The sequence below is a fragment of the uncultured Henriciella sp. genome, from assembly GCF_964005855.1.
Classification (GTDB): Bacteria; Pseudomonadota; Alphaproteobacteria; order Caulobacterales; family Hyphomonadaceae; genus Henriciella.
Genome location: NZ_CAXFSW010000026.1, coordinates 1 through 18,125, shown reverse-complemented (window position 1 = coordinate 18,125; position 18,125 = coordinate 1). Strand labels below are relative to the sequence as shown.

The 18,125-nt window shown below is 59.7% G+C and carries 16 protein-coding genes and 2 tRNA genes; 9 read left to right on the top strand and 9 right to left on the bottom strand.

The annotated features are described in order from the left end of the window. Positions 1–240: 240 nt before the first annotated feature. Complete coding sequence (locus tag ABNU55_RS14945) at positions 241–1,314, bottom strand: oxygenase MpaB family protein (protein WP_290749864.1); 1,074 nt, start codon at positions 1,312–1,314, stop codon at positions 241–243. Between the two features lie 282 nt (positions 1,315–1,596). On the opposite strand from ABNU55_RS14945, the gene ABNU55_RS14940 reads away from it, so the two are divergent. The 5 genes from ABNU55_RS14940 to ABNU55_RS14920 all read left to right on the top strand — a co-directional run bounded on the left by ABNU55_RS14940 (position 1,597) and on the right by ABNU55_RS14920 (position 8,312). Next, the gene (locus tag ABNU55_RS14940; protein WP_290749866.1) at positions 1,597–2,169 is read left to right on the top strand and encodes a TetR/AcrR family transcriptional regulator C-terminal domain-containing protein; all 573 of its coding nucleotides are present in this window, start codon (positions 1,597–1,599) and stop codon (positions 2,167–2,169) included. 394 nt (positions 2,170–2,563) lie between these two features. Then, positions 2,564–3,181, top strand: a complete 618-nt coding sequence (locus ABNU55_RS14935; protein WP_290749870.1) for an ANTAR domain-containing protein — start codon at positions 2,564–2,566, stop codon at positions 3,179–3,181. A 327-nt stretch (positions 3,182–3,508) separates the two neighbouring features. Further along, positions 3,509–6,139 (top strand): TonB-dependent receptor, encoded by a 2,631-nt coding sequence (locus tag ABNU55_RS14930; protein ID WP_290749873.1) that lies wholly within the window; start codon positions 3,509–3,511, stop codon positions 6,137–6,139. Positions 6,140–6,248: 109 nt separating this feature from the next. After that, the gene (locus ABNU55_RS14925) at positions 6,249–7,091 is read left to right on the top strand and encodes a sulfite exporter TauE/SafE family protein (protein ID WP_290749876.1); all 843 of its coding nucleotides are present in this window, start codon (positions 6,249–6,251) and stop codon (positions 7,089–7,091) included. 63 nt (positions 7,092–7,154) lie between these two features. Further along, positions 7,155–8,312: a histidinol-phosphate transaminase gene (locus ABNU55_RS14920; RefSeq protein WP_290749878.1), complete on the top strand. Its 1,158-nt coding sequence runs from the start codon at positions 7,155–7,157 to the stop codon at positions 8,310–8,312. Positions 8,313–8,435: 123 nt separating this feature from the next. On the opposite strand, the gene ABNU55_RS14915 is transcribed toward ABNU55_RS14920, so the two are convergent. After that, positions 8,436–8,509 (bottom strand) — tRNA-Gly (locus tag ABNU55_RS14915). 243 nt (positions 8,510–8,752) lie between these two features. Beyond that, a tRNA-Tyr gene (locus tag ABNU55_RS14910) sits at positions 8,753–8,837 on the bottom strand. Between the two features lie 98 nt (positions 8,838–8,935). Here ABNU55_RS14910 and ABNU55_RS14905 point away from each other — a divergent pair. Next, on the top strand, positions 8,936–9,706 hold the full coding sequence (locus ABNU55_RS14905) for an RNA methyltransferase (RefSeq protein ID WP_290749880.1): 771 nt from the start codon (positions 8,936–8,938) through the stop codon (positions 9,704–9,706). After that, on the top strand, positions 9,706–10,575 hold the full coding sequence (locus ABNU55_RS14900; RefSeq protein ID WP_290749882.1) for an alpha/beta hydrolase: 870 nt from the start codon (positions 9,706–9,708) through the stop codon (positions 10,573–10,575). The genes ABNU55_RS14905 and ABNU55_RS14900 overlap by 1 nt, the downstream gene beginning before the upstream one ends. Here ABNU55_RS14900 and ABNU55_RS14895 read toward each other — a convergent pair. The 3 genes from ABNU55_RS14895 to ABNU55_RS14885 form a co-directional block, all read right to left on the bottom strand. Further along, on the bottom strand, positions 10,547–10,876 hold the full coding sequence (locus tag ABNU55_RS14895; protein WP_290749885.1) for a hypothetical protein: 330 nt from the start codon (positions 10,874–10,876) through the stop codon (positions 10,547–10,549). The genes ABNU55_RS14900 and ABNU55_RS14895 overlap by 29 nt on opposite strands. Before the next feature lie 8 nt (positions 10,877–10,884). Continuing rightward, entirely contained in the window at positions 10,885–11,922 is a 1,038-nt protein-coding gene (locus tag ABNU55_RS14890; RefSeq protein ID WP_290749887.1) for an alpha/beta hydrolase, read from the bottom strand. Between the two features lie 76 nt (positions 11,923–11,998). Then, positions 11,999–12,610 carry a trimeric intracellular cation channel family protein gene (locus ABNU55_RS14885; RefSeq protein WP_290749889.1) on the bottom strand — a complete coding sequence of 204 codons (612 nt, stop codon included), beginning with the start codon at positions 12,608–12,610 and terminating at the stop codon, positions 11,999–12,001. A 318-nt stretch (positions 12,611–12,928) separates the two neighbouring features. On the opposite strand from ABNU55_RS14885, the gene thpD reads away from it, so the two are divergent. After that, on the top strand, positions 12,929–13,861 hold the full coding sequence (gene thpD, locus ABNU55_RS14880) for an ectoine hydroxylase (RefSeq protein ID WP_290749892.1): 933 nt from the start codon (positions 12,929–12,931) through the stop codon (positions 13,859–13,861). Between the two features lie 39 nt (positions 13,862–13,900). On the opposite strand, the gene ABNU55_RS14875 is transcribed toward thpD, so the two are convergent. Next, positions 13,901–14,977: a GNAT family N-acetyltransferase gene (locus ABNU55_RS14875; RefSeq protein WP_290749895.1), complete on the bottom strand. Its 1,077-nt coding sequence runs from the start codon at positions 14,975–14,977 to the stop codon at positions 13,901–13,903. A 197-nt stretch (positions 14,978–15,174) separates the two neighbouring features. Then, positions 15,175–15,987: an NAD(P)-dependent oxidoreductase gene (locus ABNU55_RS14870; RefSeq protein ID WP_290749898.1), complete on the bottom strand. Its 813-nt coding sequence runs from the start codon at positions 15,985–15,987 to the stop codon at positions 15,175–15,177. Positions 15,988–16,220: 233 nt separating this feature from the next. Here ABNU55_RS14870 and ABNU55_RS14865 point away from each other — a divergent pair, with 233 nt between their 5' ends. After that, positions 16,221–17,030 (top strand): hypothetical protein, encoded by an 810-nt coding sequence (locus ABNU55_RS14865; protein ID WP_290749900.1) that lies wholly within the window; start codon positions 16,221–16,223, stop codon positions 17,028–17,030. A gap of 500 nt (positions 17,031–17,530) precedes the next feature. Here the strand turns inward: ABNU55_RS14865 and ABNU55_RS14860 are convergent, their stop codons facing one another. Then, positions 17,531–18,007, bottom strand: coding sequence for an isoprenylcysteine carboxylmethyltransferase family protein (locus ABNU55_RS14860; protein WP_290749903.1), 477 nt, complete (start codon positions 18,005–18,007; stop codon positions 17,531–17,533). Between the last annotated feature and the right edge of the window lie 118 nt (positions 18,008–18,125).

Genomic DNA, 18,125 nt, shown 5'->3' with positions numbered 1-18,125 from the left:
AGGTGCGCCATCTTCCTGAAAACCGGATAACTGGACGCGATATCCATTTGCACACAGGCTTTGGCGGGATCGTCGAAACGCCCCAGCGTGGTATTGATCGGCCGAGTTCCCGCGGCCGATCCAAATTCCTTCCGCAATACCAGAGAAGCATGTTCGCTGGAGCAGGCGGCAAACAGCCGGGCCCGCGCGCGGACACGGCCCGGATCTCACGTGTCGAATGCTGCGCTGAACGGGCGAAGCTCAGCCTTGCTTGGCTGCCTTGTGGCGCTTTCGCGCCTCTGCCACCAGCTCGACTGCGTCGGGCCCCCACATCATCCGAAGGAAATAGCGCTCGATGGGCGGGATTTGCAGCAACCAGACGAGGGGGAGAAGTGCCACTCTCGCGGCGACGACCACCTTCTCCTTGCCGGGCGTGAGACCACTATTCTTGCGCGTCTTGCCGGAGACTGCGCCCATCGCGAACAGTTTGAACAGGCCCTCCTGGAAAAAGAACTGGAGCTTCACCTTCCGCTGCGACGGGTGATAGTTCTTCTTGATCGAGTCCTGCCAGACCTCGTGGAAGTTCTCGCCGGTTTCCGGGATGATCGCCAGTGTCTTGGTGACGCCGAACAGCTTGTCGTATTTCTGATAGAGCTTCTGCAGGTCGGCCATTGATTGGGGCAGCTCGTTTTCGTCATGCGGGAAGAGCCTGCAATATTCACTGACTTCCGCGATGTAGCGGTCGCGCAATTCCGGGGCGAGCCGGCCTGTACGCTTGAGGCCTTTGAAACCAAGACGCTCATAAATCCAGAGCATCGAGTGCATCTCGGTCAGCGCCGCCCACATGGAATCCCTGGGAGAGTTCGCATCATAGCCGCCGAGTTCCGGCTCGCCGACATCGATCAGGTCTCCCGCGACTTTCTCGTGGACACGTATGAGGTGCTGAGAAACACGCTTGGCCGTGTCACCGTCGCCCAGCCACATCGGCGCGTGGATGCCGGAGTTTCGCTGGCCCCGGTCAAAGACATCGAACAGGGTGAGTTCACCGCGATGCGCCTTCTTGGAAACCGGATCCCAGTCCCGGACGCCGGCCACGACCGGCTTGTAGGTCAGCTGCAGGATGAACTGTGCCGGAGACTGAAAGACAATAACGGCGGGATGAAGAAGTATGTCCCAGGCCAGCGAGCCCGGGCCAAAGACGCCGCGGGCGGCGGGATCGTCTGATTTCGTGGCGACCGTTGGGGCGCCGTGGCGCCGCCAGCGCCTTGCTGTGCCGCGCAGGCGCTCACGGGTCACCAGAACATTGGAGTCTATAGTTGTCGACTGATAGCTCATCGTGATATTTCCTACCTCTATTCCCGGTCGGGAATAAAGGTATTCTTCCTGCCGCGACCTTGTCAACACGGTTCTTCTACGGGGGATCGCAGCTGCCTTGCGATGTTGAACATTCCCGCCAATAGGGGGCATCAAGGCCGGGGAAACGCAAAAGGCATGGCAGCGGCGGTGAAAGAGAAGCAAGAAAGCAAACGTCGAAAACGGCGTCCGGGCAAAAGGGCCGGTCTGGACGTCCAGCAGATTATCGCGGCGGCAAAAACGCTTCCTCTGGAGGCACTATCAATGCAGTCGCTCGCCGATGTCCTGAAGGTGGACCGCAAGGCGCTGCATTATCACGTCAAGGATCGCCAGTCGCTCTTTGAGCTTCTCGCCCGTCATACGTTCTCCCAACGTCTTCTGCAGACCCGCGTGAACGACGCGTCAGACTGGAAAGACGCATGCAGGATTTACGGGCGCGATCTGGCTGAGAGCGCTTCGGGCCTGGCTGAACTGCTCGATTATCTCTGGTTCGGCGATCTGATGAACGATTTGCCGCTGGAGCCCGTTGAAAGCATGTTCGCGCACTTGAGCGCTGCGGGCTTCACCGACGAGGACGCCATCCGTCTTATGACCGCGCTGTCGACTCTCTGCCTCGGACATGCGCGCGATCTGGCCCAGGCCCACAAGGAGGTTGCCCAGACGCGGCGTCATCTTCTGCAGTCAGTTCTGAGTGCGCAGGCCGACTGCACCTTTCCCAATCTGGAAAGGATCGCCTCGCTGGGGGTCGATACCTATAGTTCAGAGCAGCTCACCTTCAGTGTCGAGCTCCTCATCGAGGGCGCGAGCGAGAAACTTGGCCGCACCAGGAAGCGCTGACGAAAAACATCACAGCTTCTCCTGAAACCGCGCGGCGTGAGCGCCGACAGCCCTGAAGGGCTGCCGGCGCGTGGGAGATAATCGCGGTCTCCGCCCCCAAGGCAAGGCGATCCATGATTTGGTATGGGCGCGAGGATCAGAACTTGCCCTCGGCGCGCATCTCGCGGGTGCGTTTCAGCGTGGACAGGCAAGCCGGACAGGCATTCCCCTACGCAAATGCGCCATATCCCGCCCGTTTGCTGGACGGTAAGTGATCAGTGGCGGCCAATAAGCAGACAGAGTGCCATCACTTCAAACTCCTGCATTCTCGGATGGTTGGTGCGCCTAGAGCGCTGGGATTACATGGCTTTGTAACGTCCACAGCGGGAGACTTCACCGAGTGCCAAGCGGGACCATGCCCGACGCGCCTTCTCAGGGGCTTGTTGTTGCCGTTGCCGGGGCGAATTCCGCCCAGGCGATGACCATTGCCTCTGCCCTGGCGCAGGAGGCGGACGTCTCCTTTCTGCAGGAGGTGAGGTCCCCGGCAATTATCGAGGCGGTACAGAAGACGGGTGCCAGCCTTGTGCTTCTTGTCTCGGCTGAGGCTGACGACCTTCTTCTTTCCACGTGCGGGGAGGTGGTCGCCGCCACACAGCTGCCAGTTGTTGTCTTTGCAGAAAGCGCGCCGCCCGATACGGCCGGGCAATTCGTCCGCCGCGGGGCGAGCAGCTTCATTGTAAAAGGTCTTTCAGCCGACCGGATCATGCCGATCATCGAGACCGCCATGGAGCGCCACAGGCTGATGAGCGCCCTGCAGTCGGAACTCATCAATTCCCGCAATGAGCTTTCAGCGCGCAAATCCATTGAGCGCGCAAAGGGGATATTGATGAAGCAGCAATCGCTGTCGGAGGCGGAGGCTTATGATTCCATGCGCCGGGCAGCGATGGCGCGGGGGCTGAAGCTGGCGGAAGTTGCCGAGACGATTATCGCCCTGTCCGGTGTGGCCGGCGAGCCCCGGCAAGCTGGCGGTTGACCGCGTCCCTGATGAAAATCTTGTCGTATTTGTGTTGCGCTGCACCAAAATAGGGCGCCGGCAAAAATTTGGTGAGTGACGCGTCAGGTTTCATTTACCCCGTCTCAGTTTCCGCCTCGACTGGGGGCTCAGACCGGCTCAAAGGCGAGCGGTCTTCAGGTTCAGGGCTGGACCGAATAGAGCTCTGCCGCTGCGCGCGGAAGGGTAAAATATCTAGCAAAATCAAAGTTTAGTGTGGGCGAGACCTTGCCCGCTAATGGCTCTGTGCTGCCGCAATATTCGCGGCACGAGCGGCTTTGGGGGTCATACAAGATGAGGGTAAAGCCAATGAAAAATCAGCTGAAGGCACTGCTACTGGGCAGTGTTGTCGCCGCGAGCCTGACAGGTGTCGGCTACGCACAAGAGACCGATCCGGATCTCGTCGGGGAAGAGGATTCGGTGCAGGAAACTGTTGTGGTCACCGGCGCACGGGGGCAGGGCAGGTCTGTCGCTGACAGTCCGGTTCCGATCGATGTCTTTGACGAAGCCGAGATCGCAAACGTTTCATTCGTCGATACGAACGACGTTCTGAAAACACTCGTGCCATCCTACTCGCTTTCGCGTCAGCCGATCTCTGACGGCGCGACATTCATCCGTCCGGCATCGCTGCGCGGACTTCCGACCGACAAGACGCTGGTCCTGGTCAACTCCAAGCGCCGCCATCGTGCTGCGCTGGTCTCCATCGGCGGATCGGGGACGCAGGGGCCGGACGTTGCGACGATTCCGTCCACCGCGCTGAAGACTGTTGAGGTCCTGCGCGACGGTGCGGCGGCGCAATACGGCTCCGACGCCATTGCAGGCGTCATCAACTTTATCCTCAAGGATAACAGTGAAGGCGTCAGCCTGACCGCGCAGACCGGCCAGTATTATGAGGGCGATGGCACCGAATATGTGGTGGCCGGCAATATCGGCCTGCCGCTCGGCAAGGACGGCTTCCTTAGCATTTCGGCAGAGTATTCAGACACCGAAGCGACCGTTCGCGCAGCCCCGTACTGTGAATCGTGGGCATGTACAGATCCCAGCGATCCAAGATTCCCGGGCGGCGATCAGTCGCTTGCCGGTTTCTCGCTGGACTCTTATCTTGCCGGTCTGCCGGACGCCAATATCGGCGACGGGGATGTTGTGCAGCCCTGGGGGCAGCCAACCAGTGAAGCTTTCCGCACCTTCTACAATGCGGGCTATGATCTTGGCGAAGTCGAACTCTACAGCTTCGGCAACTATTCCAAGTCTGAAGCCGACGGCAATTTCTTCTACCGCTATCCAGGCAATGGCACGATTGAGGACCTCCGTCTTGAGGATGGCTCCCTCTGGTCACCGCTTCTGTTCTTCCCGGGCGGCTTCACCCCGCTATTCTCCGGTGAGGTGACCGACTACTCCCTCGTCGGCGGTCTGCGCGGCGAAACGAGCTCCGGCTTTTCGTGGGATGTCTCGGGCCGGTTCGGTCACAATGAGATCGAATACACGCTGAAGAATACGGTGAACCCGTCGCTCGGCCCGAATTCGCCGACGACCTTCAACCCGGGTAGCCTCATCAATGAAGAGACCCAGTTCCAGGCGGACTTCAGCCAGACATTTGAAATGGGCCTTTCGTCGCCGCTTGTGGTGGCGGCAGGCTTCAGCTATCTCGATGAATCCTATGAGATCACCGAGGGCGGCGCCGCCTCCTACGCTGCCGGGCCATTTGCTGCGCAGGATCCGTTCGATCTCTGTACGCCGGCCGGCACGCCGACAGCAGCTGGCGCGAGCGCCATCGCGAACGGCTCGTCGCTCGACTGCTCCGACCCCTCTGACCCTGTCTACACGGTTGTCGGTGTCGGATCGAACGGCTTTCCGGGCTATTCGCCGGAGTTTTCGGGCGAGTACAGCCGCGACTCCTATGGCGGCTATGTCGATGTCAGCGCCGATGTGACCGAGGCACTCTTCCTGCAGGGCGCGCTGCGTTTCGAGGATTATTCGGATTTCGACTCCGAACTGGTCTGGAAAGTGGCCGGCCGCTACGAATTCACACCTGCCTTTGCACTGCGCGGCTCTGTGGGGACGGGCTTCCGGGCGCCAACACCTGGTCAGCAGGGCACGACCAACGTTTCGACCCGCCTGCCGAATGGCTTCCCGGTCGCCACGGGTCTTTTCCCGGCTGGCGGCCCTGTGGCCCAGGCCCTCGGCGCCGAACCTCTGGAGCCTGAACAGTCCACCAACTACACAGTTGGTGTCACCACCAGCTTCCAGGGCGTTGGGCTCACGGTGGACTTCTACCAGATCGATCTCGAAGATCGCGTCAATGCGATTTCAACGCAGGACGTCTCGACCGATCCGACATCGGGCCAGGCCTATGAAAATTATCTGGCTCTTGTGGATGCCGGCGTCTCCGGCGCGGAGTCGATCGGGGGTGTGTTCTACTTCACCAACGCCTTCGACACGACCACACAGGGTGTCGATATCGTCGGGACCTATACACAAGCCTGGGCGAATGGGCAGTCCACCGACTTCACCGCTTCGGTCAACTATAACCAGACCGAGTTCGATGGCGATGTGACGGGACTCTTCAATGCCGAGGACCGGTTCGACTTTGAGAATGGCTCACCGGAATGGCGGGGCGTTTTCAGTGCCCGCCACAGCTTCGGCGACTTCTCCCTTCTCGGACGGCTCAATTATTACGGCTCCTACGAGAACTCAGATAGCGGCGGCGCCAGCGGCCTGATCCAGGAATTCGATCCGGTATTCATGTTCGATCTGGAGGGCACCTACAGTGTCACTGAAAGGATCCGCCTGAGCCTCGGGGCCCGCAACCTGTTCGATGAGTATCCGGACAAGGCAGACCCGGCGATCGGCGATAGCTGCTGCGGCCGGATCTACCGGTCCGATAGCGAGGTCAGCTGGCAGGGCGGTTTCTACTACGCCAAGGTCGTGGCCGAATTCTAGCATTCTGTATGCGACACCTCCTCCGCACACAGCAGGAAGGGAGTGGTCTGACCACTCCCTTCCCCTCTTTCGCCTCTCTAACATTCAATAAAATGGAGTTTCCCTGCTGATGTCGGGCAATGAAGCCAATCTCATCCAAATCGCTCAACTCGTCGCCGTGCTTCTCGCGGCCGGACTTTTAGCTGGCTTTGTCGCCGGCCTGTTCGGCATCGGCGGCGGTTTTGTTATCGTACCGGCGCTCCTGCTGGTCTTCCACGTTTTCGACATCGACGACGATGTCCTGACCCATCTGGCCATCGGGACGTCCCTCGCCACGATCGTCTTTACCTCATTACGCTCGCTTCAGGCTCACAACCGAAAGGGCGCCGTCGATTTCCAGATCATACGCGACTGGCTGCCCTGGTTGCTGGTGGGCGTCGTCATTGGCGTCATCCTCGCCCGTTTCATGGATGGCCGCTCGATGAAGTGGATTTTCTCGGCCGGTGTCTTCCTGATGGGCCTGCACTTCCTGTTTCCGGTTCTCAAGCGCAAGACGCCGGGGCACCTGCCGATGCCAACCGGCATTGCGCTTGCCGCGATCGCCACTTTCCTCGGCGGGTTTTCCGCGCTTCTCGGTATTGGCGGTGGGACGATTGCTGTCCTCGTCATGACCTGGTGTGGCCGCTCCATTCACCAGGCTGTCGGCACCGCTGCCGGATTTGGGGTCATCATTGCCTTACCGGGCAGCATCGGCTTCGCAATTCTCGGCCTTGGGGAGCCAGGGCTTCCCTTTGGCTCTGTGGGTTATATAAATCTTATCGCCGTGGCTGCGATTGCTGCCATGACCTACATTACCGCGCCTCTCGGGGCGCACGCCGCGCACAGTCTCAACGCCGCAGCACTGAAGCGCGTATTCGGTATCTATCTCATCGTGACGTCCGCAATCGTCCTTTACGATAGTTTGCCGAAATGAGTGATCACCACACCAAAATCCGTAGCTATGGGGACAGGGGTCTCCAGTTGAAGGGGTAAAATTATGGCTTTCGATATTTCCAGACGATTCATGCTCACAGGTGCGCTGGGCGCCTCTGTCGCGGGCGTGGCAGGCTGCGCGACGGGCGCGGCCGCGAGCAATGAGCTTGCAGCCTTTCCGCCGGAAGCGGCCATGGCCGACGAAGCCCTGCTCGGGCCGGCGCCCGGCGTGGCGCTCCTTTCGCGGAATGAAAACCCCTATGGCCCCGCTGACACGGCGCTCAAGATGGTCAATTATGGCGGCAGGAAGGGCGCCTATTATGCTGGCGACGCCTATCTGGAGCTTGCCAAGCTGATCGCAGAGCGCCACGGCGTCGAGCCGGAGCAGATTGCGATCACCACAGGGTCTGGCGAAGCGCTGTCGGCAATTGCGATGATCTATGGGCCGAAAGGGCCGATTGTGGCCCCGCGCCTCTTCTGGGACACCACCGCCCTCTATGCCAGCCGGCTTGGCATGGCTGAGATCGACCGCGTACCGCTTACCCCCGAGATGAAGGTCGACCTTGCCGGCATTGAGGCAAAGGTCAGTGAGTCCACCGGCCTCGTTCAGCTGTGCAACCCGAACAACCCCACGGGTCTCGTGGCCGATACGGCGGCCATGAAAGCCGCGGTCAAGCGTATGGCGGCCAAGACGACGGTGCTGGTGGACGAAGCCTATATGGAGCTCGCCGACGACCCGGAGACCAATAGCTGTATCGACCTGATGAAGGCCGGACACAACGTCATCATCTCGCGCACCTTCTCCAAGATCTACGGCATGGCCGGTATTCGTGTCGGCTACACGATTTCGTCGCCTGAAACGGCCGAAGTCATTCGCTCGACGGCGATGTCATGGATTTCCGGTGTGGGCCTGGCAGCTGCAATCGGCTGCTATAATGACACCAAATTCCTCGACTACTCGAAGTCGAAAATCGTCGAGGCGCGCGACATGGTGAAGACGACCTGCGGCGCGCTGGGTCTGGAATACCTGCCGTCCCAGACGAACTTCGTCTTCTTCAAATCGGGTATCCCGGCCAATGACCTTCAGGCCAAGCTCGCCCAGAAGCAGATCATGATCCGTGGCCAGTATATGGACTATGTCGACTGGTCGCGTGTCTCCATGGGCAAGATCGAGGATGTGGAGCGCTTCTGCAAAGCCCTGCCGGAGGCGATCTCCGCCTAGGGCCGTCCGGTCGCTTCAACACAGGATCGCGGCGTATCCCGGCGGGGTGCGCCGCGATTTTTATTTGCGGATGCGAAAGCGGCTGAGGCTCGCGCCGCCCGACTAAACTGCCGGTGGGAGGTCTGGAGCGGATAGCGGGAATCGAACCCGCATCCTCAGCTTGGAAGGCTGCTGCACTACCATTGTGCTATATCCGCGTGCCAGAGCGGCTGGAGATACTTCGGCTGGGCGTCTCTTGCAAGGGAAGAGGGGGCTAGGATGGCAGTGAGAAGGGGATTGAACGCTTGCGCGTCAATTCAAGCCCGATGGTCTGCGGGACTGTTGGGAGGTTTAGACGCCAGATGTCTCCGGCAAAGCACAAAGCGGCGGCCGCCGCATTTGTTTGCCTTAAATCAGGCCCCGGACTGATTTTTTTGAACTGGCGCTCAAGCGGCAGAAAGTGGTGGAGGGGACAGGATTCGAACCTGTGTACGCTATGCGGGCAGATTTACAGTCTGCTGCCTTTAACCACTCGGCCACCCCTCCACGGGATCTGTCCTGCGGGCCGCAATTGACCTCGCCGGACCATCGCGCCAAATGCGTGGGAGACCACGTACCGGCGCACCGAAGCGCGCTTTATAGGGATGAAGCCTATTCCACGCAACCGTGAGAAACGCCGATTTGCAGCAGGGCCTGCAGCTGACCCCAACGCCCCGCTCTGGCTGTGGGGCCAGCATGCGGTCGAGGCGGCAATTTCCAATGAAAACCGGATCATCCAGCGCTGGGTCGCGACAGAGAATGCCGCCCAGCGCACGGGGCTGACGGGCTTTGAAATCCTGGACCAGAAGGCGCTCGGCAAATTACTGCCGCCGGGTGCGGTCCATCAGGGCATCGCGATAAAGGTCCAGCCGCTGGAGCCGGCCAATCTTGAGGATGTGACCGCCGCGCCGGACGCACCGGCCCGTCTCTGCGTGCTCGACCAGATTTCCGATCCGCATAATCTGGGCGCGATCTTCCGGTCGGCGGCCGCCTTCGGTGTCGGCGGGCTGGTCCTGCAGACCCGGCACACACCGCCGCTGACCGGCGTGGTCGCAAAGTCTGCCGCAGGCGCTGTCGAGACGGTGCAGGAGATCCGCGTCGTCAATATCGCCCGCGCGCTCGATACGCTGGGGGCGGCGGGCTATCACTCGGTGGGTCTGGCGGGCGAAGGCCTGGAGGAGCTGGGCGAGGCTGTCTCCGGCGCGGCGAAAATCGCATTCGTGATGGGCGCTGAGGGTTCAGGCCTGCGACCTGCCGTGGCCAAGGCTTGCGCGACGCTGGCACGTATTCCGATGGTGCCGGGAATGGAAAGTCTCAACGTTTCCAATGCGGCAGCCATTGCCTTCTATGAAGCGATGCGTTCAAAACGGGCCTGATGACACTTCTTGGACCGACTTCGCACACCTATTTCTCACAGCGCCTGAAACTGCACTATGCAGACTGGGGTAATGAGGATGCGCCGCCACTGCTTCTGGTGCATGGCGGGCGTGACCATTGCCGCAGCTGGGACTGGACGGCTGAGGTCCTGCGCAAGGACTGGCACGTGATTGCCCCGGACCTTCGCGGTCATGGCGACAGCGCCTGGTCGCCGGAAGGCAATTACAACATGCAGGCCTATATCTACGACCTCGCCCAGCTGATCCATCAGCTGAAGCTTGCGCCTGTGACGATCGTGTCCCATTCCCTCGGCGGCAATATCTGTCTTCGCTATACGGGCCTCTATCCGGAGAATGTCCGCAAGATCGTCGCGATCGAAGGCCTCGGGCCAAGCCCGGACCGGCTGGCGGAACGGCGCAAGACGCCGTGGCAGGAACATTTCCGCAAGATGATCGATGACAAGCGCGGCCTCGCCGGCCGCCAGCCAAAGCGCTACGACACGCTGGAGCAGGCCTATGCCCGCATGAAGGAAGAGAACAGCTTCCTGACGGCAGAGCAGGCACGCCATCTCACCATCAATGGCATCGCCCGCAACGAAGATGGCACCTATTCGTGGAAGTTCGACAATTACCTCCGCGTCTGGGAGTCAGTCGATATCACGCATGAACAGGTTGCCGAGCTCTGGTCGAATATCAGCTGCCCGACACTGCTTCTCTATGGTGAGAAAAGCTGGGCCTCGAACCCGGCCGAGGATGGCCGGATCAAGCATTTCAAACATGCCGATGTGAAGATGTTCCCCGAAGCGGGCCACTGGCTGCACCATGACCAGTTTGATCTCTTTATCGAGACGCTTCGGGATTTTCTCTGATCTCTCCTGACCACAAATAGGTGTCGAGCGTTAGCTCGCGTGCGGGCAGGCGCTCTTCGACGCAGGCCCGCATCTTCTCCCAGACCTTTTCGGGGACAGGGTCCTCGCGGGTGCAATCGTCTCGCGCCTCGCTCGACGGCCAGCAGGCAATCGCGCACCAGATATTGTCCGCTTCGTAGAACAGGGAGGAGCCGTAGCTGCCGCACCGTGACCTGATCATCCGCGTCGCCTCAGCCCAGCGGCCGCGAAAGGCTTCTTCCTGGCCGGTCTTTAGCTTCCAGCGGTAGATAACCGTGAACATGGGTGCGGTCAGTTTGACACCTCTTTCAGGAACTGCCTGATGCTGGCCGCTGTCTGGCGGCTGATGTCGGGGCACATATGCGCGGCGATTTCAGTGCCGTGGCTGGTGCCCATGACATTGCGGCATTGGGCTGGCTGTCCGGCGCGCAGCAACAGGCGATAGAATTCGATGCCTTCATCGCGCAGCGGGTCGCACTCATTCACGCTGATCATGACGGGCGGCAGGCCTTTGACATCTTTTTCGCTGGCAAAGAGCGGCCAGGCGAGCGGATCCTTCGCCTCATAGGCCTCGATGCCGTAGGCGATTGCCGCGCCCATGCCTTCAAGATGGAGGAGGATGCCATTGTTCTCGGTGCTGGAGGGCAGGCGCTCATCGGGCCACTTGCCAGCGATATAGGGGCAAAGCGCATAAAGGCCTCTGACGAGGCCGATATCGCCATCGCGGTTGAGCTTGAGGCCCGTGGCAAGCGTGAGATTGCCGCCGCCGCTTTCACCCGCGACGATGATCTTGTCCTTGTCGATGCCGAGCTTCCCGGCATTCTCGCTCACCCATCTGACGCCCGACACACAGTCATTAAGGCCTGCCGGAAACGGTTCGATCTCTGGTGCGGACGAGGCGCGCAGACTGTTACGGAAATCGACCATGGCGATCGCCATGCCCTGATGCGCGAGCAGGCGGCCCCAGGTCCGGTACATGGCGTCAAAGCAGGAGAAATCCTGCATGCCGCCGCCATGGATGTAGTAGACGCAAGGCAGGGAGCTTGAGCCTTCCGGCTTGATGAGCTGGATCTTCACCGTGTTGCCATCGGGCTGTGAGGTGAATTCATGGGTCGAAATATCGAGGCCCTTTGTCGGCGCCAGCGGCTCGGTGTCGATCTGGGAGAAGAGCTTTTGCACCATAGCGGCGCGCTCATTGGCTTCGGGCGAATTGGCGCGTGCGACCATCTCCTCGCGGGTCGTCGCCGGGTTCGGCGCTGGCTGCGGCATGTTTGAAAGCATTGCGCGAATGCGCGGGTCCAGTCTCTGATCGTCTGCGCCCTCTGCCATTCTTATCCTCCCTTTGGCTTTTCTTGTTCGCTGAGCCTTAGCACGCGGAGGACGGCTGAGGCAGGGCCTCGCAGGGTCAATCTCTGGCGCGCGGCAGCTTGATGCCGAAGATGATGCCCATGGCGCGGGAGATGAATGCCGTCGCCATGCCCGCGGCGAAAGACATCGTTTCGGGCGCGCCAAGTGAGACAGCCCCGAAATAGACGCCGGACCCGGCCAGTGCACAGGTGGCGTAAAGCTCGCCTTCCTTGAGGACCAGCGGCTCTTCATTGGCGATGACATCGCGCAGCAGGCCGCCCGCACTGGCGGTGATGGCCCCCATGATCAGCACGACAAGAAAACCATGGCCGAGCGACATGGCCTTGGCCGCGCCGGTTACGGCAAACAGGGACATGCCCACCGCATCCGGCCAGCGCAGGGCGCGGAACTGGCTGACGAAGCGATAGAAAACAAAGGCGGTAAGTCCGCCTGCTATGGCGAGAATGAGGGTCAGCGTGTCCGACAGCCAGAAGACCGGCTGGCCGAGCAGAAGGTCACGCAGCGTGCCGCCGCCAATGGCTGGAAAGAAAGCCAGAACGATCACGCCCAGCAGGTCCATCTGCTTTCTCACCGCGAGCACTCCGCCGGAAATGGCGAAGACGAAAACACCGAACCTGTCGGCAAAAGCGGTAAGAAGATCGGGGCTCATAAGGTGGGCAACGCAAAAAAAGACGTGGGCCGGGCGGCTCGTTTCCAGGAGAACTTAGCGTCTACTGCGCACAGGGAAAGACCCCCGGTTTCCGGAAGTCCTTGATTAGGCACGTATTCCGTTGAGGGCCTGGAGCTTTTGATCTTAATTGAGGTTAAGTTCTTAAAAGTTTTGTGTTTTTTCTTGCAACCTATGCGTGCGGGTTTGCGTAGGTGGGCCGTCATGAACGGACACAGGGCCAAGCCCCAGCCGTTCTCTGAAGCGTACTGACCGGCACAAGGAAGGCCGGCAAATTCGAAGAGGAAACGAGAATTAGAGATGCAACAGCTGCAAGAGGACAGATACACGACCCGCCTGAACACAAGGCCTGAACAGATCGGACGCCGCGATCCCGTCATCCATGCGGCAAGGGATAAAGAACCGCCGGTCTCATCTTCTGTGATCCAGGAGTTCGAAAAGAACGGTTTCGTTGTGCTGGAAGACGTCTTCAGCGAGGCGGAAGTCGCCCGCATGAAAGGCACCGCCAATGAGATGCGCGACTATCCAGACAGCCTTGCTGACGAGACGGTGATCTCCGAGCGCGATAGCGGTGCTGTCCGGTCGGTCTTCGCCATCCACCGCCAGACCAGCGACTTCGATGTCGTGGCCCGCGACCCGCGCCTGGCAGAGCTCGCGCGCCATATTCTGGGCGATGATGTCTACATCCACCAGTCGCGCCTGAACTATAAGCCCGCCTTCAAGGGCAAGGAATTCTACTGGCACTCCGATTTCGAGACCTGGCACGCAGAGGACGGCATGCCGAACATGCGCGCCCTGTCCATGTCAGTGATGCTGACGGATAACCATCCGCAGGCCGGGCCTGTGATGTTCGTCCCGGGCAGCCACAAGACCTTCATTTCCTGTGTCGGTGAAACGCCGGACGACAATTACAAGGCGTCGCTGAAAAAGCAGGAAACGGGCATTCCGGATGCCGATTCCATTGCCCAGCTTGTCGATGAGGGCGGTATTGTCGCCCCGGCGCCGAAGGCAGGGTCAGTCGTTATCTTCGACTGCAACACGCTGCACGCCTCGAACGGCAACATTACTCCGTTCGAGCGGATGAACGCCTTCTTCGTGTTCAATGCCTGGTCCAACCGCCTGAAGGAGCCTTACGGCGCCAATGCGGAACGTCCCGAGCATATCGCGCACCGCCGCGTGGAGAAGCCGCTTGCGCCACTGTCGAAAGTGACCGGCAAGCTCAAAAGACAATAACAGGCCTATAGGGGTACACATCCCAGTGCCCTGAAGGTCTTACGCCTTCCAGTTGCCCGCAAGGACCATCCGGTCATACTTGCGGGCAATTTTTGCGGGCAGCTCTAGAAAACGACCTTTTGGCTCCAGCCGGGTCGCGGCCTCATAGGCTTGCGTGGCGAGCTTCTGCGGCAGGCCAAAGGCCACCGCGCCGGAGCGTACCGGCATCATCCAGGTCGACATCTGCCGTTTGTAGCGCGTCTCGCCTAGGCCCAGGTGGAGCTCGCGAATGCCCTCTCCGGCCGCCCACTCGGCGAGGCTGAACAAAAGGGCGAGACCGGGTTTGAGCTTCGAATACTCATCTTCATAGGCCGGGAACCAGTAGTGCAGGACGCTTGCGGAGCGCATGCAATAGACCACGGCGGCGAGCGCCCCATCCACCCTCAGCGTGGACAGAACACCGCGCGCATCTTCTGCCCCGGCTGATTGCAGCGTCTCCAGAAGCTTTCGCGGCCAGCCGAGCGAGAAAAGGTCGAAATGACCACTTTCCCGATAGGCTTTTCGCTTGAGGGCGATCATCCGGTCGAATGCCTCGTGGTCCACCACATCATGAGCGATCCTGACGGAAGGGTCAGTGAGCAGCTTTTCCACCTTGCGGTGTTCGCGCCGGAAGTTCGAAGAGTCGTCCTGACGTTCCGCCAGCCAGGCTGCATAGCCGGCAGACAGATCCATGACCTGATTGCCATTGCCCGTCTGCCCTTTCAGCCCGTGGCGGACCTGGGTGAACGGCGTCGCTGAAAATGTATATCCGCCAATGCCTTTGGCAGCGGCGATGCGTGTGAGGTCCAGGCGTGTATCAGGCGCGGCCACAATGCCGTGCAGATCGTCCATCGGGCCGCCTACGGGCCGGGCCGTGCCAAGCGGCCCTGGCCGCAGCGGCCAGTAGGCAATCGGCGCGCCGGACTCTGTTACCTTCAAGATCTTCACGCCCGGGCGCGCGGTATTGGCGGCCCTCGCATAGGTCATCGAGAAATAGGGGCTCGCCAGCGCCGGGTCGCTTGCCTGCAGACCCCGCCACGCATCGTGGTCGGACGCGTCAAGCGATGCAATATCCAGATACTCGGTCTTGATGGTCATATCGTCCCGAACAAAGCGCAAGCGCGGAGAGTGCCGCATAAGGCCCCCATAGCAAAGTCCCGTTAACTCCACAGAAACGATGCCCAACATTTCCGCTTCCGCCTCTCACACCTGCTGCTTTGGGTCCGCTACCCGGCGCACCGCACCGGCAGGACAGTCGCGATATCCTGACAGACAATGCAACCACCAGATCGGGCTCAGCTGGCTCGCAGAGCTTGCTCAATATGGCCGTCGAACCTGATCTCACATGCGCCACCCCCCTGAGTGCGTGCGGCCACTTCTCCAATCTTATCGCCATGGCGAAGCACTTCATCGCGGTACGTTTCGGCGTTGTCTTTCGGTGAATATCCCAGCCACTCGGCATGAGAATTGTCCATGCGAGACTGGGTGTTGGCAGATATACCGTAGACAACGAAATAATGGTGCCTTGGCGCCTCTATGCACCGGTCGAACAGGTGAATCCCATCCTCATGGCTGAGCCAGGTCGATAGCATGCGTACATCCGTTGGACGCTCCTCGAATGATGCGACCCGTACACATGCGACTGACAAGCCATGCTTGTCCGCGTAAACGCTGGCCAAGGCCTCACCTGCAACCTTCGAAGTGCCGTAGAAACCACTGGGACGCGGACGAGCCTTGTGGTCAATGGTCTCGTTCAGGGGATGGAAGCCGACCGCCTGCACAGAGCTTGCGAAGACGAACCGCTTTACGCCTGCGCGCCGGGCCGCTTCCAGCGCGGCATAGGTGAGTTCGTAATTGAGCGGAAAATGGCGCTCCCATCCGGCTTCTTCAGGATAGGCGGCAAGGTGGAGCACAACGTCAACTCCATCCATCTCACGATGGAGAGCTTCTATCCTCGTTGCGTCCATGATGCGCAATTCCTCGTTGGGAGCAGCGTCGCCCAAGTCAGCGACATCCAGCAAACGAAGGATGCGGTCGGGCTGTGCCAGCCCCTTTCGAAGCACCCGGCCTAGACGTCCGGCAGCGCCGGTGATCAGAATTCTTTTCATGGACCAATCCTTCTTTTGAGCTTCCGGCATATCTGTACCTGGGCACCGGCAGCTGGGACTTTAACCACGAACGCCTTAGGAAGACACGGCGTTGCGCCTCACCCACTTCTCAGTTTCCATTCCACGAAGCTCGAGATTGATTGCCCGTTAAGGTTGATATTCGGTAAGACGCGGGAGAATGTGGGGGTCGTGCCGGTAACGTTGCCGCGCACACTGTCGGTGCGGAGGCTGAAATGAGTATCTTCAAGGTTTTGATCGGTGCATTTGCTGCTCTCGGCATGAGTATTTTGGTGATGCCCGCCAGCGCCGCTTCTGATGATTATGTGCCTTCGGCGGCCTCAGCCGAAGATGTGAGGGCCGCGAACCGCGAGCTGATTGCTCTACGTGATCAAATGCAATCCAAGTGTATTCAACACGATGGGCGGTTGCAGTATATCGGCGCGACCAACATTCAGCTGGTGGACTGCCTGCTTCATCGGGCGCCGGAAACACATCTGCTCACAATTTCGTCTACGGGCGGTGAGGTTGAGTTCGCAATCTGGGCAGCGAGTATTCTACAAGGCGCCGAAATGAATCTACACGTTTTGGGGTCCTGCGCGTCTTCCTGTGCGAACTATCTGGTTCCCGCAGCAGACCGGGTTTATATCGACCGTATCTCGACCATCATGGTCCACGGGGCGCCCCAACCCACTGTGCGTGCGGAAGTTGAGGAGATGCTCAAGTCTTCTGGAATGCAGCCCTCTGATCCAGCTTTTGATGAGGCGGTCGATTCAAACCTCTCCAGGTTGAACGCGACTGTCAGACTGCATCAGTGGTTCGTCACTCAGCACGATATTGGTCCTGGGTACTCCGACGTTAGGAATATAGACACTGTAAGTCCGGACGCTCTTCTTGTTGTAGACCCAGAGGTCTTTCGGGACTGTGGCCCACACACACAGAGCCTGGTCAGCCAGGACCGTTACAAAGAGGATGTCAGACGCGCATACGGCGATAAGCCTTTGGTGTTTCTGAGCGACGTGCCGGAATATGCCCCCTGTGAATAGACAGGATGGAGGCCCGAGCGGACTGGCGTTCGCTTGCGCGAAACCTGCAAGGGGCTTGAAAGTGGGATGGAGCGGGTGAAGGGCTCCTTTTGAATAAAAAAGTGATTTAAAAACAGAATATTGCATATTTCGGCTCTCGCATTGTTTCACAATTTTTTGCGTGAATGTTACACAATCACCACCCTTGAGCTTAGATCGCGCATGCCAAGTTGAGTCGTCACAGACGCAAGTATCCCCAGGCAGGGCGCGACCGGAATCTGAATTTGCTGTGATTGAGACAGATGATAGCCTAATGACCGGCGTCAGGGAGGCTCATACCGTCCCCGGGTATAAGCGGCCGAAACTTTGTCATAGGCGTCGTCGGTCGTGCATCAGTATAATGCTGACAGGTCTGATGATGGCCGATCATGACCGGTGCTTTCAGCGTGATAAAAAGACGAATATAAAAGCTGAGCATCCCTCAAAGATCCGCCGCTACGAATTGCCATCGATCCGAAAGGCTACAGCCATCGCCGTGTCCGCTGGCAATATACGACATAAGCGTCGCCGAACTTCTCATTCAGCGCCTTTTCCTCAGGTTTGATCTGCAGAGCCGTCATTGCGGCGATAAATACGACCGGAGCGAACAAGGCTGCGGCATTTCCAATCCAGATGGCGAGGCCGCTGAGGACTAGGGCAAAGCCAAGATACATCGGGTTTCGCGAGACGCTATAGAGTCCGGTGGTGACCAGATGCCCGGCATCGGTCGGCCTGACCGGATTGACCGTCGTGCGAGCTATCAGGAAGGCGGCAACTGCGGCGGCAAGAATCGCTGCGCCAGCCAGGGCCAGACCTGCCGCGATGGCGTGGCCGGCAAGCCCTGGATCATAATCCAGACCTGGTGAAAGACGGGATGCCATCCAGCCAAGACCGGCGCAGAACAGGAACTGGAGCAAGGGCGGAATGCGCAGCTTCATGAGGCTTTTGCCGTCGAACATGCGGCGCCGGATTTCTGCTGCTTCAACTCGCCGATGGCCTGCAGCGTGATTGCCCATGAGGAACGCAGGAAAAGGCCTGACAGAAGGGCCGCGACGATCAGATCCGGCCAGGGCGATC

What these genes read in the sequence shown, in the direction of transcription:
- ABNU55_RS14945 (WP_290749864.1), bottom strand. Translation starts at nt 1,314, where the DNA reads ATGAGCTATCAGTCGACAACTATAGACTCCAATGTTCTGGTGACCCGT.
- ABNU55_RS14940 (WP_290749866.1), top strand. Translation starts at nt 1,597, where the DNA reads ATGCAGTCGCTCGCCGATGTCCTGAAGGTGGACCGCAAGGCGCTGCAT.
- ABNU55_RS14935 (WP_290749870.1), top strand. Translation starts at nt 2,564, where the DNA reads ATGCCCGACGCGCCTTCTCAGGGGCTTGTTGTTGCCGTTGCCGGGGCG.
- ABNU55_RS14930 (WP_290749873.1), top strand. Translation starts at nt 3,509, where the DNA reads ATGAAAAATCAGCTGAAGGCACTGCTACTGGGCAGTGTTGTCGCCGCG.
- ABNU55_RS14925 (WP_290749876.1), top strand. Translation starts at nt 6,249, where the DNA reads ATGTCGGGCAATGAAGCCAATCTCATCCAAATCGCTCAACTCGTCGCC.
- ABNU55_RS14920 (WP_290749878.1), top strand. Translation starts at nt 7,155, where the DNA reads ATGGCTTTCGATATTTCCAGACGATTCATGCTCACAGGTGCGCTGGGC.
- ABNU55_RS14905 (WP_290749880.1), top strand. Translation starts at nt 8,936, where the DNA reads ATGAAGCCTATTCCACGCAACCGTGAGAAACGCCGATTTGCAGCAGGG.
- ABNU55_RS14900 (WP_290749882.1), top strand. Translation starts at nt 9,706, where the DNA reads ATGACACTTCTTGGACCGACTTCGCACACCTATTTCTCACAGCGCCTG.
- ABNU55_RS14895 (WP_290749885.1), bottom strand. Translation starts at nt 10,876, where the DNA reads ATGTTCACGGTTATCTACCGCTGGAAGCTAAAGACCGGCCAGGAAGAA.
- ABNU55_RS14890 (WP_290749887.1), bottom strand. Translation starts at nt 11,922, where the DNA reads ATGGCAGAGGGCGCAGACGATCAGAGACTGGACCCGCGCATTCGCGCA.
- ABNU55_RS14885 (WP_290749889.1), bottom strand. Translation starts at nt 12,610, where the DNA reads ATGAGCCCCGATCTTCTTACCGCTTTTGCCGACAGGTTCGGTGTTTTC.
- thpD (WP_290749892.1), top strand. Translation starts at nt 12,929, where the DNA reads ATGCAACAGCTGCAAGAGGACAGATACACGACCCGCCTGAACACAAGG.
- ABNU55_RS14875 (WP_290749895.1), bottom strand. Translation starts at nt 14,977, where the DNA reads ATGACCATCAAGACCGAGTATCTGGATATTGCATCGCTTGACGCGTCC.
- ABNU55_RS14870 (WP_290749898.1), bottom strand. Translation starts at nt 15,987, where the DNA reads ATGAAAAGAATTCTGATCACCGGCGCTGCCGGACGTCTAGGCCGGGTG.
- ABNU55_RS14865 (WP_290749900.1), top strand. Translation starts at nt 16,221, where the DNA reads ATGAGTATCTTCAAGGTTTTGATCGGTGCATTTGCTGCTCTCGGCATG.
- ABNU55_RS14860 (WP_290749903.1), bottom strand. Translation starts at nt 18,007, where the DNA reads ATGTTCGACGGCAAAAGCCTCATGAAGCTGCGCATTCCGCCCTTGCTC.